This window comes from Rhodococcus sp. BH4, from assembly GCF_002079265.1.
GTDB lineage: Bacteria > Actinomycetota > Actinomycetes > Mycobacteriales > Mycobacteriaceae > Rhodococcus_F > Rhodococcus_F qingshengii.
In genome coordinates this window covers 3110002-3125990 of the sequence record NZ_CP014941.1, presented here as the reverse complement: position 1 = coordinate 3125990, position 15989 = coordinate 3110002, and the positions used below count along the sequence as shown (strand labels likewise).

At 61.1% G+C, this 15989-nt stretch carries 17 protein-coding genes; 13 read left to right on the top strand and 4 right to left on the bottom strand.

Going from position 1 to position 15989, the window contains the following annotated elements; all coding sequences use genetic code 11:
• Positions 1-135: 135 nt before the first annotated feature.
• Positions 136-378: a DUF2188 domain-containing protein gene (locus A0W34_RS14635; RefSeq protein ID WP_064075319.1), complete on the bottom strand. Its 243-nt coding sequence runs from the start codon at positions 376-378 to the stop codon at positions 136-138.
• Between the two features lie 454 nt (positions 379-832).
• Here A0W34_RS14635 and A0W34_RS32795 point away from each other — a divergent pair, with 454 nt between their 5' ends.
• Positions 833-1435 carry a hypothetical protein gene (locus tag A0W34_RS32795; RefSeq protein WP_156888928.1) on the top strand — a complete coding sequence of 201 codons (603 nt, stop codon included), beginning with the start codon at positions 833-835 and terminating at the stop codon, positions 1433-1435.
• Between the two features lie 399 nt (positions 1436-1834).
• On the opposite strand, the gene A0W34_RS14625 is transcribed toward A0W34_RS32795, so the two are convergent.
• Positions 1835-2440 (bottom strand): site-specific integrase, encoded by a 606-nt coding sequence (locus tag A0W34_RS14625; RefSeq protein ID WP_081557854.1) that lies wholly within the window; start codon positions 2438-2440, stop codon positions 1835-1837.
• A 216-nt stretch (positions 2441-2656) separates the two neighbouring features.
• On the opposite strand from A0W34_RS14625, the gene A0W34_RS14620 reads away from it, so the two are divergent.
• Positions 2657-3631: a COX15/CtaA family protein gene (locus A0W34_RS14620; protein ID WP_021332987.1), complete on the top strand. Its 975-nt coding sequence runs from the start codon at positions 2657-2659 to the stop codon at positions 3629-3631.
• A gap of 63 nt (positions 3632-3694) precedes the next feature.
• On the opposite strand, the gene A0W34_RS14615 is transcribed toward A0W34_RS14620, so the two are convergent.
• The gene (locus A0W34_RS14615; protein WP_003945032.1) at positions 3695-4057 is read right to left on the bottom strand and encodes a hypothetical protein; all 363 of its coding nucleotides are present in this window, start codon (positions 4055-4057) and stop codon (positions 3695-3697) included.
• 83 nt (positions 4058-4140) lie between these two features.
• On the opposite strand from A0W34_RS14615, the gene A0W34_RS14610 reads away from it, so the two are divergent.
• Positions 4141-5106, top strand: a complete 966-nt coding sequence (locus tag A0W34_RS14610) for a quinone oxidoreductase family protein (protein ID WP_042445639.1) — start codon at positions 4141-4143, stop codon at positions 5104-5106.
• Positions 5107-5162: 56 nt separating this feature from the next.
• Here A0W34_RS14610 and A0W34_RS14605 read toward each other — a convergent pair whose 3' ends face one another.
• Entirely contained in the window at positions 5163-6146 is a 984-nt protein-coding gene (locus A0W34_RS14605) for a heme o synthase (protein WP_003944994.1), read from the bottom strand.
• Between the two features lie 201 nt (positions 6147-6347).
• Here A0W34_RS14605 and tkt point away from each other — a divergent pair, with 201 nt between their 5' ends.
• The 10 genes from tkt to A0W34_RS14555 all read left to right on the top strand — a co-directional run bounded on the left by tkt (position 6348) and on the right by A0W34_RS14555 (position 15869).
• A complete protein-coding gene (gene tkt / locus A0W34_RS14600; protein WP_081557853.1) occupies positions 6348-8450 on the top strand; it encodes a transketolase in 2103 nt (700 codons plus the stop codon).
• 5 nt (positions 8451-8455) lie between these two features.
• Positions 8456-9580 carry a transaldolase gene (tal, locus tag A0W34_RS14595; RefSeq protein WP_081558813.1) on the top strand — a complete coding sequence of 375 codons (1125 nt, stop codon included), beginning with the start codon at positions 8456-8458 and terminating at the stop codon, positions 9578-9580.
• A gap of 4 nt (positions 9581-9584) precedes the next feature.
• Entirely contained in the window at positions 9585-11129 is a 1545-nt protein-coding gene (zwf, locus tag A0W34_RS14590; protein WP_003944956.1) for a glucose-6-phosphate dehydrogenase, read from the top strand.
• A complete protein-coding gene (opcA, locus tag A0W34_RS14585; protein ID WP_003944921.1) occupies positions 11129-12037 on the top strand; it encodes a glucose-6-phosphate dehydrogenase assembly protein OpcA in 909 nt (302 codons plus the stop codon). Before zwf ends, opcA begins: the two co-directional genes overlap by 1 nt.
• Positions 12030-12770 (top strand): 6-phosphogluconolactonase, encoded by a 741-nt coding sequence (pgl, locus tag A0W34_RS14580; protein WP_030536405.1) that lies wholly within the window; start codon positions 12030-12032, stop codon positions 12768-12770. The genes opcA and pgl overlap by 8 nt, the downstream gene beginning before the upstream one ends.
• A 324-nt stretch (positions 12771-13094) precedes the next feature.
• Positions 13095-14015: an SDR family oxidoreductase gene (locus A0W34_RS14575; protein WP_058226747.1), complete on the top strand. Its 921-nt coding sequence runs from the start codon at positions 13095-13097 to the stop codon at positions 14013-14015.
• A 23-nt stretch (positions 14016-14038) separates the two neighbouring features.
• Entirely contained in the window at positions 14039-14383 is a 345-nt protein-coding gene (locus tag A0W34_RS14570; protein WP_081558812.1) for an iron chaperone, read from the top strand.
• A 32-nt stretch (positions 14384-14415) separates the two neighbouring features.
• A complete protein-coding gene (locus A0W34_RS14565) occupies positions 14416-15138 on the top strand; it encodes an AAA family ATPase (RefSeq protein WP_081557852.1) in 723 nt (240 codons plus the stop codon).
• 27 nt (positions 15139-15165) lie between these two features.
• Positions 15166-15486 (top strand): TfoX/Sxy family protein, encoded by a 321-nt coding sequence (locus A0W34_RS14560; RefSeq protein ID WP_003944891.1) that lies wholly within the window; start codon positions 15166-15168, stop codon positions 15484-15486.
• Positions 15487-15620: 134 nt separating this feature from the next.
• Positions 15621-15869: a hypothetical protein gene (locus tag A0W34_RS14555; RefSeq protein WP_230359854.1), complete on the top strand. Its 249-nt coding sequence runs from the start codon at positions 15621-15623 to the stop codon at positions 15867-15869.
• Positions 15870-15989 lie beyond the last annotated feature (120 nt).

Sequence of the window (15989 nt, the reverse complement as noted above, 5' to 3'; positions counted from 1 at the left end):
CGTGGTGAATCGTGTGTATGCCGGATAACCGCATGTAGTTGTACGTTCCACTGCACAATAGCAGTCGAATATTCGGATGATCTCACAACGACAAACACCCCGGTTCGGCCGAACCGGGGTGTTTGGGACTACAAATTACCCCTTGACGTTGCTCGGGTCATTACCAGGAGCAATGGTGTTCTTCTCGCGAATCTGACCGTTCTTGCCCTGGATCGAAACTTCACCGCCGCCAGCGTTGCCCACGATCTGATTCGCCTTGGAAATCGCTTGCTTCTGAGTGTCGGTGTGAGCACTGGCGCGCTTGCTTCCAGGAGCGCCCTTCACATCCCATCCACCCTTTGGGTTGGGGCTGACGACTCGGTTGTTCTTGGCAGCCATTTCTATGGCCTTCCCACCAAAAGCTCTGTGGCAGACACGATCTTGACATCTTTTGCCAAAATCGTTGGAGAAGACTACGTTGACAGGTGAACCGTCGAAAGTTCCACAAGCCGCGAAGCCTCGTTCCAGTCCGACACCCGGATTGGTACCGGGGCTTTCGGTGATTGAAACACTACACCTAGTGGCCGACAGAAACACATAACGCGAGATGTAGTGAATTACATCGTTGAAATTTGCAGGCTGACCGGGTTCAGCGCGCCGAGGTCTTCGACATGTAGGCGTGTCGCCCACCATACTTAATGCCTTGAAATGCCCGGAGCATGCAGAGCATGCACACCTCGCAGTGCGTGTGAACGAGTGTTCGACGTCTTTGCATACTCACAAACATGTGCAGTTGAACTGACTTAGCGTGTCGTGTCTGACCTGCATAGATGACAGAACCTACGATCAGCGAATGGTTCCCATGCTCAGACAGAACGTGATCGTTCACGAAATCAGCCTTTCCAGCGGCACACCTTGGCACGTCTACATCGCTGCTGTCATCGGTGGATTGATCGCAATCGGTGGTTGGTTAGCCGTGCATTACTTCAGCAAGAAACGAGACCTTGATGGCTGGCGTCGTACGGCACTGCTGGAAGCTGTTTCAGCGCTAGTAGCGTCCTCGATTTCCCGTCGCGATCATATAACTACAGTTAGCGGACTCTATGACCGTTTCACAATCCCGCCAACCTACACAGTGCCTGACGAGGCTAGAAAAGCGCTCAGAGACATGATGGCGGCTCGCCACAAGATCGAAATCTGTGCAGAGAATAGTATTCTAAGATCTGCCGATCAAATTATCGAACTCCACACGAACAGTGCCCTATGCATTGAAAGGCTTCAGCGTAGTTTCTTTTATCCCGGCGAAGACGGAGAATTCGTCAGACTCAGGAGCCCAGAAGGAATAATAGGAGATGAAAGAGATGCGGAAATAGATATAGATGAGTTGACAAAATGTCACGCGAAATTAATTAGATCACTACAGATCGAAATACGTCTGAAGAAAAAGCAGCTATGACCTTCACGCATTCGACGAACTTGGCGTTTCCTTCGATTGCATTGGCTGGTTCGACTGTACGAATTATGTACACAGTGTTCTGATCGTCGTCTCTGCTGCTGTTCAGCCAACCAACGCCGAGCGCTAAGACTGTGATCAGGGCCAGAACTCCAAGTAGGCCGAGAAATTTCTTGTCCATGCTTCTCCCGTTTCGTTAGGTTTGTCCTTATATCGCCGGAACAGACCAGTCGTTACAATTTTGGAGTACGTCGCAGGAGAGCAGTTCAGATTAATCAGATTCACTGGCGGGTACAGATTGACCAGACAGCCAATTTTGTTAATCAGAGAAAGCATTACATGCCAAAAAATAGGACTACGCAGCAACGGCAGACGGACTTCTCCGTCTGCCGTAAGCAGTAGCTACCCGAATGCTCGTTTGACTTGCGCTTCTACGTCATCGGTTGTGGTTTGTACGTAGAACTTCAACGAAGTCTGCACACTGTGGTGTCGCAGCTGTCTACGCAGAATCTCCGGTGAACAGCCGTTGTTGACCAGTTCTGTTGCGAACTTGTGCCGTAGTGCATGCGGAGTGACTTCGATTTTTGAGTTACGTCCTACTCGTTGCAGACCGAGGTACACAGTATTTCTGGTGACCTTCGGATTCCACTGCGCGTACTCCGCTGCAAACCATTCAGGAACTACGACCGGACCGGATGACTTCGCTGAACTAAGTGTTCCGTTCGGTAGCATTTGCCGATCTACGAGCAAGACATTTCCCGAAATACGTTGCTTCACAACAGATTCGCCCAAACGAAGTCCAGCGTAGAGCATTGAGAAGCCGTACATTTTGTATCGTGACGATTCGATCGCCTGGTGAATGGTCGTCAGCGGAGCAAGTGTGTAGATCCGTGGTTGACCTTTGGATACTTTGAGCTGCACACCGAGCATCGAACGCAGTGCAATCGCATGCTTGTTGCGTGTGGATTGGTTCAGCACGGTTTGCAGGCGGTTGTGCAGAAAGCCCACGGTTGCCTGTTCGATCGGTACCTCACACAGTTCGAGGGCATCGCAGAGTGCTCAGATAGTGGTAGACGGTTGATGCCTTCACCTGCTTGTTGGCAAGGTTCTGCTGGGCAACGTCGAGAATCGTTGTAGTTGACACTTCCACTCCTCACATCGGAGCAGTCACCCGGCACGGCCCCAACGACACTGTGTAGTTGATGGGGAACTACGATCGTTGGCGTGGTGAATCGTGTGTATGCCGGATTTTTACGCTTGGTGGATCGACTACCTCTCCCCTCGCTGAAAACGCAGAAAATCATCGCGTTCATCGTGATCCTGACGCAGGGCGGCATCGCTGTCACCGGCGCGGTGGTGCGCGTGACGGACTCGGGACTCGGTTGCCCGACGTGGCCGCAGTGCTTCCCCGGTAGCTTCGTCCCGGTCGGCCACGGACAGGTCGCGGTGATTCACCAAGCCGTCGAGTTCGGCAACCGCCTGCTGACCTTCCTGGTCGTCATCGTCGCCGCTGCGATCGTGCTTGCGGTGACTCGCGCTCGCCGACGCAAAGAAGTGCTTGTCTACGCCTGGATGATGCCGCTCGGCACTGTCGTTCAGGCAGTGATCGGCGGTATCACCGTCCTCACAGGCTTGCTGTGGTGGACGGTCGCCATTCACCTGGTTGCGTCGATGCTGATGGTCTGGGTTGCCACGGTGATGTACGCGAAGATCGCGGAACCCGACGAAGCAACAACTCTGGTCGTGATGCCGAAGCCGTTGCGCTGGCTTACCGCGCTGTCAGGTGTCGCGCTCGCCGGCGTTTTGGTCGCTGGAACTCTCGTAACGGGCGCAGGCCCGCACGCCGGCGACAAGGGACTGGACCGGACGGTGCCTCGCCTGGAGATCGAGATCGTGACGCTCGTCCATCTGCACTCACAGCTTCTGGTCGGATATCTCGCGCTGGTCGTGGGTCTGACCTTCGGCCTGTATGCGGTCGGGACATCCGCAGCCGTGAAGATCCGTCTGAAGGTCCTGCTGGGACTGATCCTCGCGCAGTCGCTCATCGGTGTCGTGCAGTACTTCACCGATGTGCCGGAAGTTCTGGTGATCATGCACGTCGCCGGTGCAGGACTGTGCACGGCTGCGACCGCAGCAGTTTGGGCTGCGGGTAAAACCCGCCAGTACACGCCGACCAATTCGCCGATACCAGCTGTCTGACGCTTCAAGACACGTGTGGGGCGTAGGAACACCAAAAGGTGTTCCTACGCCCCACACGTCATTTCAGGATTCGTTGCGAGCTTTCGGGAACCGAGTCTGGTTGGCGACCCAACCGGCCATCTTCTTGAAATGGCCTTCCTGCGGGGTGACGATGCTCGTCAGTTCGCGCTCCCACTCGGCGACGGTGACGTTGTCGAAGGACGCGACGACCGCGTTTGCCGTGGCGAGGTCCTCGACGACCTGATCACCGAGGATGCCGTCGGCACCTACGAGGGTGATGCGAACGCCGGCCAGGCCGACCGGCTGGATGACGGCGCTGGCGGAGCCGCCGTGCTCGGCGACGAACTTGGTGATGGCGTTCACCGTGGACTTCGGCAGTTCCGGCGCGGACGGGGTGGCGTCCGACTTCTCGGTATCGGTGCTCATGACTCGACAATACTGGTCGGTAGCCCGGAAGCGACACCAGGCATGGACTGAGCGTCGGCCGCCTCGGGTGTAGAACAGAAACCATGCGAGCCATCTACGTGACCGAGACCGGCGGACCAGACGTTCTGACTCTGACCGAACAACCCGAACCGACACCCGGCCCAGGCGATCTACTCGTCAAGACCGAAGCGATCGGCATCAATTTCATCGACACGTACTTCCGAATGGGCCAGTACAAGCGTCCGCTCCCCTACATTCCCGGCGACGAGGGCAGCGGTGTCGTCGAAGCTGTCGGCTCCGACGTCTCCGAATTCTCCGTGGGCGACCGGGTCGCGTGGGCCGCTGCCACTGGCAGCTATGCCGAGAAGGTGGCTGTTCCCGCCGCAGTCGCAGTGAAAGTGCCTGACGGTGTCCCGGCATCGGCCGCAGCGTCGGCGCTCCTGCAGGGGATGACGGCGCACTACCTCGCGAAGTCGACGTATCCGATCCAGAGCGGCGACACCGTGCTCGTGCACGCAGGCGCGGGCGGCGTCGGGTTGATCCTGACGCAGATGGCCGTCAGCCTCGGGGCGAAGGTCATCACGACTGTGTCATCGGATGCAAAGGAAGAACTCTCGCGTGGCGCGGGCGCCGCGGAGGTCCTGCGGTACGACGAGGACATCGCAGCGCGAGTCCGGGAGTTGACCGGCGGCGAAGGAGTAGCGGCGGCATACGACGGCGTCGGTGCGACAACTTTTGATTCGAGCTTGGCTTCCGTGCGCATCCGCGGCACGGTCGCTTTGTTCGGTGCGGCCAGTGGACCGGTTCCGCCTGTCGACCCGCAGCGGCTCAATTCGTCGGGTTCACTGTTCCTGACGCGTCCGACGCTCGCGCATCACATTCGCACTCGAGAGGAACTGACCTGGCGTGCCGGCGATGTCTTCGACGCCATTGCAGCCGGGAAACTCGATATTCGCGTCGGCGCCGAGTATCCCCTCGCCGACGCGGCAACAGCCCATCGGGATCTGGAAGGTAGAGCAACGACCGGGTCGATCGTTCTGATTCCCTAGCGAAGTGCTGTGCGCCTTTATTAACCGCCCGCGGTTAATAAAGGCGCACAGCAGAATCAGCTCAGCATGTCGCTGATCGTCTGCAGTCCGAGAACCGAGTCGACAGCGAGGCCGACGAACACGATCGCAAGATAGTTGTTGGACTGCAGGAACAGGCGGAGCGGTTTGACCTGAGCACCACCGCGAACGCTGCGGTACAGCTGATGTGCCATGAGCAGGAACCACGCACCGGCAACGATGGTGATGGCGGCGTAGATGACTCCCGATGCGGGCACGAGGACAAGCGTCGTGACGACCATTGCCCAGCTGTAGAACAGAATCTGCTTGGTGACGTGCTCTTCGGTGGCGATCACCGGAAGCATGGGAACACCGGCAGCTTTGTAGTCCTCTTTGTATCGCATCGCCAGCGCCCAGGTATGCGGCGGCGTCCAGAAGAAGATGATCAGGAACAGCACGACGGGCTGCCAGCTCAGCGAACCGGTGACAGCGGCCCAGCCCACGAGGACGGGCATACATCCGGCTGCGCCACCCCAGATGACGTTCTGCCAGGTACGACGCTTGAGAACCATCGTGTAGATGAGGACGTAGAACGCGATCGTGATCACGACGAGGATGCCGGCCAAGAGGTTGGCTCGCCACCACAGCCACAGGAACGACGCGAGTCCGAGAAGGAGCCCGAAGACGAGCGCGTTGCGCGTCGGCACCGCCTCGCGGGCCAGCGGACGCTTCGCCGTGCGCTTCATGACCTTGTCGATGTCGGCGTCGACGACGCAGTTGAGCGAGTTCGCACTCGCCGCGCCCATCCAGCCACCGAAGAGGGTGCTGAGGATCAGAACGATGTCGACTGTTCCGCGATCGGCCAGCAGCATTGCCGGAATGGTTGCCACCAACAGCAATTCGATCACTCGCGGCTTCGTGAGCGCGATATAAGCCAGAACCTTGCCCGTTGCGCGACCCCACACCGTATCGGTATTGGTCGCCCGCGGGGCGGCACCTGGGCTGCCGAAGCCATGTCCGCTCGGCTGTTGCCCTGTCCGCACGTTCTCTCCTTGCACCACGCGTTACCGCACTAACTCTTCACGACACACTGCTGACACTGTTCTCTACTACGAACGATGGTAGACCGCAGCCATTGAGGAACCGAATCGACCCGGACAGCCAGGACCATTAGGCTGGGTTACGCAGTGGAGGGACACCCCACCCTCGCAATCCACGTACACCATGTCAGGAGACATCTGCCAGTGTCGATCACAGACGAGATCCACGTCCTCACGCAACCCGTCCACCCCTCGGACTGGACCGACCTGGACACCAAGGCTGTCGATACCGCCCGCGTGCTCGCCGCCGACGCGGTTCAGAAGGTCGGCAACGGCCATCCCGGAACTGCAATGAGCTTGGCGCCGTTGGCATACACCCTCTTCCAGCGCGTCATGCGCCACGATCCTTCGGATGCAGAATGGGTCGGCCGTGACCGCTTCGTTCTCTCCTGTGGCCATTCATCCTTGACGCTGTACACCCAGCTCTACCTGTCGGGCTACGGCCTCGAGCTCGCTGACCTCGAAGCTCTCCGCACGTGGGGCGCACTGACCCCCGGCCACCCCGAGGTCGGCCACACCGTCGGCGTCGAGATGACCACCGGTCCGCTGGGCCAGGGCCTTGCGTCCGCAGTCGGTATGGCGATGGCTGCGCGTCGTGAGCGTGGGTTGTTCGATCCGGAGACCCCGGTCGGCTCCTCCCCCTTCGACCATCACATCTACGTGATCGCGTCCGACGGTGACATCGAAGAAGGCGTTACGTCCGAGGCCTCGTCTCTCGCCGGTGTCCAGGAACTGGGCAACCTCATCGTCTTCTACGACGACAACAAGATCTCCATCGAGCACGACACCACCATCGCTCTCGGCGAAGACGTCGGAAAGCGATACGAGGCATACGGCTGGCACGTTCAGCACGTCGAAGGTGGCGAGAACGTCTCCGGCATCCTCGACGCGGTTGCCGCGGCCAAGGCCGTCGTCGATCGTCCCTCCATCATCTTGCTCCGCACCATCATCGGTTTCCCGGCTCCGAAGAAGATGAACACCGGCGACGTCCACGGCTCCGCTCTCGGTGCCGACGAAGTTGCAGCGGTCAAGGAAGCCCTCGGCTTCGATCCGGCCAAGTCCTTCGACGTCGACGCCGACGCTCTGGCTCACGCCCGTGAGGTCGTCTCCCGCGGCGCCGACGCACGCAAGGCATGGCAGGTCGAGTTCGACGCGTGGGCTGCACGTGAGACCGAGCGCAAGGAACTCTTCGACCGCCTGTTCGCCGGTGAGTTCCCCGCCGGCTGGGCCGACGCTCTCCCGACCTACGAGGCCGACGCCAAGGGCGTTGCGACTCGCAAGGCCTCCGGTTCGGCACTCAACTCGCTCGGACCGATCCTGCCTGAGCTGTGGGGCGGCTCCGCCGACCTCGCCGGCAGCAACAACACCACCATCAAGGGCGCAGATTCGTTCGGCCCGTTCTCCATCTCCACCAACGACTGGAATGCGCAGCCTTACGGCCGCACGCTCCACTTCGGCATCCGCGAGCACGCGATGGGCTCGATCCTCAACGGCATCGCGCTTCACGGACCCACCCGCCCGTACGGCGGAACCTTCATGGTCTTCTCCGACTACATGCGTCCGGCGGTTCGCCTGGCCGCACTGATGAAGACTGCCGTCACCTACGTCTGGACCCACGACTCCATCGGTCTCGGCGAAGACGGCCCGACCCACCAGCCGGTCGAGCACCTCGCTGCTCTTCGTGCGATCCCGAACCTCGCCGTCGTCCGCCCGGGTGACGCCAACGAGACCTCGTTCGCATGGCAGGCAGCACTCGAGAACAAGACGGGCCCGACGGCTCTGGCACTCACTCGCCAGGACATCCCGGTTCTCGAAGGCACCAAGGAGAAGGCTGCCGAGGGTGTCAAGCGCGGCGCTTACGTCCTCGTCGATGCAGCCAACGGTTCGCCCGAGGTCATCTTGCTGGCGACCGGTTCCGAACTGCATCTGGCCACCGAGGCTCGCGAAACCCTCGAAGCTCAGGGCGTCGCAACCCGCGTCGTTTCCGTGCCGTGCCTCGATTGGTTCCTCGAGCAGGATCAGGCGTACCGCGACGAGGTCATTCCGCCCGCCGTGCGCGCGCGTGTGTCCGTCGAAGCCGGCATCGCGATGCCGTGGTGGCGCATCCTCGGCGACGCCGGTCAGGCCGTCTCGCTCGAGCACTACGGCGCTTCCGCCGATTACAAGACCTTGTTCCGGGAGTTCGGCATCACTGCCGACGCGACTGTCGAAGCCGCGCAGCGCTCCCTCGCAGCTGTGAAGGGATGATCTCGATGACACAGAACGTGAATACCGAAAAGCTCTCCGCTGCAGGCGTTTCCATCTGGCTCGACGACCTCTCGCGGGATCGCATCCAGTCCGGCAACCTGCAGAACCTCATCGACACGAAGTCGATCGTGGGTGTCACGACCAACCCGTCGATCTTCCAGGCGGCACTGTCCAAGGGATCGGCGTACGACGCTCAGGTCCGTGAGCTCGCACAGCGCGGCGCCGATGTCGACGCCACCATCACCGCGGTGACCACCGACGACGTGCGTGCTGCGTGCGACATCCTGGCTCCGCAGTTCGAGGCGTCGAACGGCGTCGACGGCCGCGTGTCCATCGAAGTCGATCCTCGCCTGGCACACGACACCGACGCCACCGTCGCGCAGGCGATCGAGCTGCACAAGATCGTCGATCGCCCGAACGTCCTGATCAAGATTCCCGCGACGCTGGCAGGCATTCCCGCCATCGCCAAGGTGATCGGTGAGGGCATCAGCGTCAACGTCACCTTGATCTTCTCGGTCGAGCGCTACGAGGCAGTCATGGGCGCATACCTGGAAGGTCTGGACACCGCCAAGGCTGCCGGCCGCGACATCTCGTCCATCGAGTCGGTCGCCTCGTTCTTCGTCTCCCGCGTGGATTCCGAGATCGACAACCGCCTCACGGCAATCGGCACGCCGGAAGCCCTCGAGCTTCGTGGCAAGGCTGCACTCGCAAACGCGCGTCTGGCGTACAACGCGTACCAGCAGATCTTCGAGGTGCAGCCGCGCTTCCAGGCTCTTCTGGCCGACGGCGCCAAGGCTCAGCGTCCGCTGTGGGCGTCGACCGGCGTGAAGAACCCGGATTACCCTGACACTCTCTACGTCACCGAGTTGGTTGCGCCGAACACGGTCAACACCATGCCGGAGAAGACGCTCGACGCTCTCGCCGACCACGGCGAGATCACCGGCGACACGATCTCGGGCACCGCTCAGGAGTCACAGGCGGTCTTCGATCAGCTCGCTGCAGTCGGCATCGATCTTGCGGACGTGTTCAAGGTCCTCGAGACAGAGGGCGTCGACAAGTTCGAGGTGTCCTGGAACGAGTTGCTCGACGCAACCGGCGAGCAGCTCCGCGCAGCAACCCAGAAGAGCTGAGCCTGTGAGCGATTCCGCGGCGGCATCAGATTGGGTGAATCCCCTTCGGGACAGCACCGACAAACGGCTTCCGCACATTGCGGGGCCCTGCGCCCTGGTGATTTTCGGTGTTACCGGCGACCTTGCCAGGCGCAAGCTCATGCCCGCCATCTACGACCTCGCCAACCGTGGACTGTTGCCGCCCGGATTCGCTCTGGTCGGGTTCGCCCGGCGTGACTGGACGGACGAGGACTTCGCGAACGTCGTCCTCGAAGCAGTCAAGGACGGTGCTCGCACCAAGTTCCGTCAGGACGTCTGGGAGAGGCTCGCTGAAGGTATTCGGTTCGTGGAGGGCAGTTTCGACGAGGCCGAGGCCTTCCAGAACCTGTCCGACACGTTGGCAACGCTCGACAACGAACGTGGTATCGGCGGCAATCACGGTTTCTACCTTGCGATTCCGCCCAACGCGTTTCCTCAGGTGCTCGAGCAACTGTCGGCGTCGGGCCTCGCGCAGGCCGAGGACGGTCAGTGGCGACGAGTCGTCATCGAGAAGCCGTTCGGCCACGACCTCGAGAGCGCTCGCGAACTGAACGCCGTCGTCAACAAGGTGTTCCCCGAGGACACGGTCTTCCGTATCGACCACTACCTCGGTAAGGAAACCGTCCAGAACATTCTGGCTCTGCGCTTCGCGAACCAGTTGTTCGATCCGATCTGGAACGCGCACTACGTCGACCACGTTCAGATCACGATGGCCGAGGACATCGGCCTCGGTGGACGCGCCGGGTACTACGACGGCATCGGCGCGGCCCGTGACGTGATCCAGAACCACCTGCTGCAGTTGCTCGCGTTCACGGCGATGGAAGAACCCATCAGCTTCGAGCCGCTCAATCTGCAGGCGGAGAAGATCAAGGTCCTCTCGGCCACTCGCCTTGCCGAGCCCCTCGACGAGACCACCGCCCGCGGCCAGTACGCGGGCGGCTGGCAGGGTGGGCTGCCGGTGGTCGGGCTCCTCGAAGAAGACGGCTTCGCAGCGGACTCCATCACGGAGACCTTTGCCGCCATCACCCTCGAGGTCGACACCCGCCGCTGGGCGGGTGTGCCGTTCTACCTGCGCACGGGCAAACGACTCGGACGCCGTGTCACCGAGATCGCGGTGGTGTTCAAACGTGCACCGCACCTACCGTTCGACAAGACGATGACCGAAGACCTCGGCCAGAACGCTCTGGTCATCCGCGTGCAGCCCGACGAGGGTGTCACCATGCGGTTCGGTTCGAAGGTTCCCGGATCGAGCATGGAAGTCCGTGACGTCAACATGGACTTCTCGTACGGCCAGGCTTTCACCGAGTCGTCACCGGAGGCGTACGAGCGACTCATTCTCGACGTGTTGCTCGGTGAGCCGTCACTCTTCCCGGTCAACGCCGAAGTCGAATTGTCTTGGGAAATCCTCGATCCCGTCCTCGAACACTGGGCAGCCGGCGGCAAGCCGGAACCCTACGAGGCCGGAACGTGGGGACCACCGTCTGCGGACGAAATGATGCAACGCACCGGACGCGAATGGAGGCGACCCTAGTGATTCTCGATTTGCCCTCCACCACCACGGTCCAGGTCAGCAAGAAACTGGTCGAGGTGCGTAAGACCGGCGGCGCTGTCACCTTGGGGCGAGTGCTGACGCTCGTCGTCTGCACCAGGGACACCGGGAATGCCGAGGAAGCCATCGAGGCCGCCAACGAAGCAAGCCGCGAGCACCCTTGCCGCGTCATCGTGCTTCTGCGTGGCGACGAGCAGAGTGAGCCCAGGCTCGATGCTCAGATCCGTGTCGGCGGGGACGCCGGCGCCTCGGAGGTTGTCGTGTTGCGTCTCTACGGTCCGCTTGCGGATCACGAGAGCAGCGTCGTCATCCCGTTCCTGCTCCCCGACACCCCGGTAGTCGCGTGGTGGCCCCTCGAGGCACCCGAGATTCCGGCGAAGGACCCCGTCGGGAAGCTCGCGATACGGCGTATCACCGATGCCACCGGCGCCCCCGATCCGACCGCCACCATCAAGGGGCGACTCGCGTCGTACACCGCCGGCGATACCGATCTCGCCTGGAGTCGCGTCACCTACTGGCGCGCGCTCCTCGCGTCGGCTCTCGATCAGCCGCCGCACGAGAAGATCACCTCAGCGGTGGTCTCCGGTCTCAAAACCGAACCGGCACTGGATATTCTCGCCGGTTGGTTGGCGGCCAAGATCGACGGTCCGGTCATTCGACGTACGGGTGAGCTGACGGTCGAGTTGAAGCTCGAGACCCGCAGTATCTCCATCAGTCGTCCGCAGGAGGGCACGACCGCTACGTTGATCCGCACCGGTCAGCCTGACGCGCTGGTTTCTCTGGGTCGTCGAGAGACACGCGATTGCCTCGCCGAGGAATTGCGTCGGCTCGATCCGGACGAGATCTACGAAGAAGCTCTGGCCGGATTGGAGAAGGTGACCTATGAGTGATGTTGTCGTGGAGAAGTTTTCCGACGCCGGCCAACTTGTCGACGCTGCCGCCGCACGCCTGGTCACGACCATCGTCGATGCCCAGAAGGCTCGCGGGTTTGCGTCCATCGTGCTGACTGGCGGTGGAACCGGCATCGCACTTCTCGAGAAGTTGCGTGAAGCTCCCGGCGACATCGACTGGTCGCAGATCGATCTGTACTGGGGCGACGAACGGTTCCTGCCGTCCGGCGATCCCGAGCGGAACGAAGTGCAAGCACGTGAGGCGCTTCTCGATCATGTGCCGGTCGATCCCGACAGGGTACATGCGATGGCCGCATCCGACGGTATCTACGACGGTGATCCACACGGGGCGGCGACGGCGTACGAACAACTGCTGGGCGCTCAGGCACACGGGAATCAGGTTCCGACGTTCGACGTGCACCTGCTCGGTATGGGCGGCGAAGGACACGTCAACTCGTTGTTCCCGCACACCGACGCTGTTCGCGAAGAAGCGCGTTTCGTAGTCGCGGTGACGGACTCCCCCAAGCCGCCACCGGTGCGGATCACCCTCACGTTGCCTGCTGTTCGGCGAGCCAAAGAGGTCTGGCTGCTCGTCTCGGGTGCTGCAAAGGCCGAGGCCGTTGCCAAAGCCGTCGGAGGTGCTTCGGCCGACGACTGGCCGTCCGCCGGCGCCACCGGTTTGGTTGCGACACGTTGGTTCCTCGATTCGGACGCTGCCTCGCAGCTTCCCTGATCTGATTTCACAGATCTGATTTCACACCGGTCGGGAATCGTCTTCGGGCGATTCCCGGCTTGGTGGTACGTCGACGACTTCCTCACCGTGGCGACTTTCGACTACTCGCCGAGTCCGGATCCGATGCGAATTTCCTTTTGACGGAACGGAACTCAATCCCGAGATCCCGTTTCTCCAACCAGCACTGCGCCCCACACAACGATCCATCTCTCCCCTACCTCCTTCATCCGAGTGATTACTACCTTGGACGCCGCGAAGTAAGGTTCGGTTCCGCAGATCGCGTTCACTCTTGAACGAAGCAATCCAGGCGAGAACAATCGAACAATGTCGTGGACACCGAATCCGGACGCACTTCGCGGGCGAGTGGCTGTAGTTGCCGGGGCGACGAGGGGCGCCGGACGCGGAATCGCCGCGGCCTTGGGCGAGGCCGGTGCAACCGTCATCTGCACTGGTCGGAGCACATCTGCCGGAATTCTTCAGTCGGACTATCCGCGCGGAGAGACCATCGAAGAGACGGCAGAGCTGGTCACCGAGCTGGGCGGCGTCGGCGTGCCGATTGCCGTCGATCATCTCAAGAGCAAACAAGTGGCTGATCTCGCCGAACGCTTGCGAATCGACTATCACCATATCGACATCTTGGTCAACGACATCTGGGGCGCGGAATTACTCAAGGGTGGGCCGGCGGAGTGGAACACGCCGGTATGGGAACACGATCTGGACAAGGGCTTTCACATTCTGCGCCTGGCGATCGACACCCACATCACTACGTCGCACCACCTCCTGCCGCTGATGATCGATCGGCCGGGCGGACTGGTCGCCGAAATAACCGATGGCACTACCGAATACAACGCATCGAACTATCGCATCTCGGTGTTCTACGACTTGGCCAAGGTGTCCGTGAACAGGCTCGCATTTTCGCAAGGCCACGAACTTGCCCCGTTCGGCTGTACTGCCGTCGCCATCACTCCCGGGTTCCTGCGATCGGAGATGATGCTCGACAATTTTGGTGTCGGCGAATCGAATTGGCGTGACGCTCTGTTGCCGGAGCGCGATGGCCCGACTGCGCCCGCGGATTTCGCACGCTCCGAGTCACCAAGATTCATCGGACGTGCGATCGCGGCCATCGCTGCCGATCCGAATCGACAGCGATGGAATCAGCGATCGGTCAGTTCAGGCGAACTCGGAACGGAATACGGGTTCACCGACGCGGACGGCAGCCGCCCCGATTTCTGGCGGACCAAATGAATCCGGCTGCGATTATGATCCGCGTGGCCAAATTCGCGACGATCGACGAATACATCGCTTCGTTTCCCACCGACGTGCAACCAGCCCTCGAGAGTATCCGCGAGACGATTCACAACACGGTTCCAGGCCTCGATGAGACCATCAGCTATCAGATGCCGACCATGACGGTGAACGGAAAGAACCTGATTCACTTCGCAGGCTGGAAAAACCACATCTCGATGTACCCGCTCCCGGCGGGTGACGCCGAGTTCGAGAAGTCCGTCGACCCTTACCGGGCTGCGAAATCAACGGTGAAGTTCCCGCTGAACAAACCGATCCCTCTCGATCTCGTGGCTCAGATCGTCGAATTGCTCGCGCAGCGCCACTAACGTCCGTTCTCGTCGGAGCCTTGTGAGAACGTATGGCCGTGCAGAGACAACCCATCCGCCGCATCAAGGCCGGGCCATCGTCGGGCGCCGACGTATGCAGCTGGCCGATGACGGTGCCTGCAGTCGCGCAGATCGTTCAGCACGGTCTCGAGCTACCACCGGGTGTCACCATTCTGGTCGGCGAAAACGGAGCGGGAAAGTCGACCGTCATCGAAATTATTGCCGCCGTTCTCGGTCTCAACGCCGAAGGCGGGTCGACCAATACGCGGCATCAGACTCGATCGAGTGAACCGGGCGGCCTCGACCTTGTGCTCGAACGGAGTCCCGGAGCATCGAAGTGGGCGTACTACCTCCGAGACGAAACCCTGCACGGTTTGTACACGTACTTGGAGGACAACCCCAATCCCAAGCGACCTGAACCGCTTTACCATCACCTCTCCCACGGTGAGGCGCTGCTCGAGATCCTGTCGTCGAGGACCTCCGACGGCGGCTTCTATCTCATCGACGAACCCGATGCCGCACTCTCCTTCCAGGGGACCCTGACACTGGCCGCGCTGCTCGGCGAGCTGGTGGAATCCGGCGCGCAGGCGGTGATCGCGACGCACTCGCCGATCATCGCGGCGCTGCCGAACGCCAACCTGCTCGAGATCGGAGAATGGGGAATCCGAGCCTCGAGCTGGGAGGACCTCGATCTGGTGTCGAACTGGCAGCGGTTCCTTCACGACCCGCACACGTACCTGCGCCATCTGATCTAACCTGGAACTCCACCCCAGGAGGCCTCCATGGCATACGACAAAGCGCTGGCTGAGCGTATCCGCGATGCGCTCTCGGGCGAGGACGACGTCGAGGAAGTAAAGATGTTCGGTGGGCTGAGCTTCATGGTGAACGGGAAGCTGGCCGCCAGTGCGAACTCACACGGCAACATCATGGTTCGGTGTGACCCCGATCGAGTCGACGAGCTTCTGACGCACAAGGGTGCAAGCTGGCCCGAGATGCGGGGTAAGCCGATGAGCAAGGGATGGATCGTCGTCGACCGAACCGGGACGAGTTCGAACGTCGAATTCAACGCGTGGATCAAGGAAGCTCTGGACTTCGTTCACTGACAGCTGGGGTGCGTTGCCGAAGATATCTGACGAGACTGGTGTGGCCGCGGGCTCTCGCGTCGGTGAGAGACTAAACCGTGCCCGATCGACCTGAGATTGTCTGTATCTGCGGCTCTGCGCGATTCGCTGAAGAGATGCGGGAGGCGAACCGCGACCTGACGTTCGCGGGCGTGATCGTCGTCGCGCCGGTTGAAGCAGACGAGGCGGTCTCTGTCGAGCAGAAGAACCTGCTCGACGCGCTCCATCTGCGCAAGATCGACCTCGCCGATCGGGTTCTGGTCGTCAACCCTCGCGGATACATCGGTGAGTCCACGCGCCGAGAGATCGCGTACGCGCGCGCCGCCGGCAAACCAGTGTCGTTCACGACGCCGTTTGAACAGTAAGCGCCTCGTCGGTGCGGGCTGCAACGAATATTCTCGCGCCGAGTTGCTCGAGCCCTAGCGCCGGTTCGATCAATTTCGCTCGATTCGGCAAAAGTGAACTGGGCGGCCCTTAGACTCCGG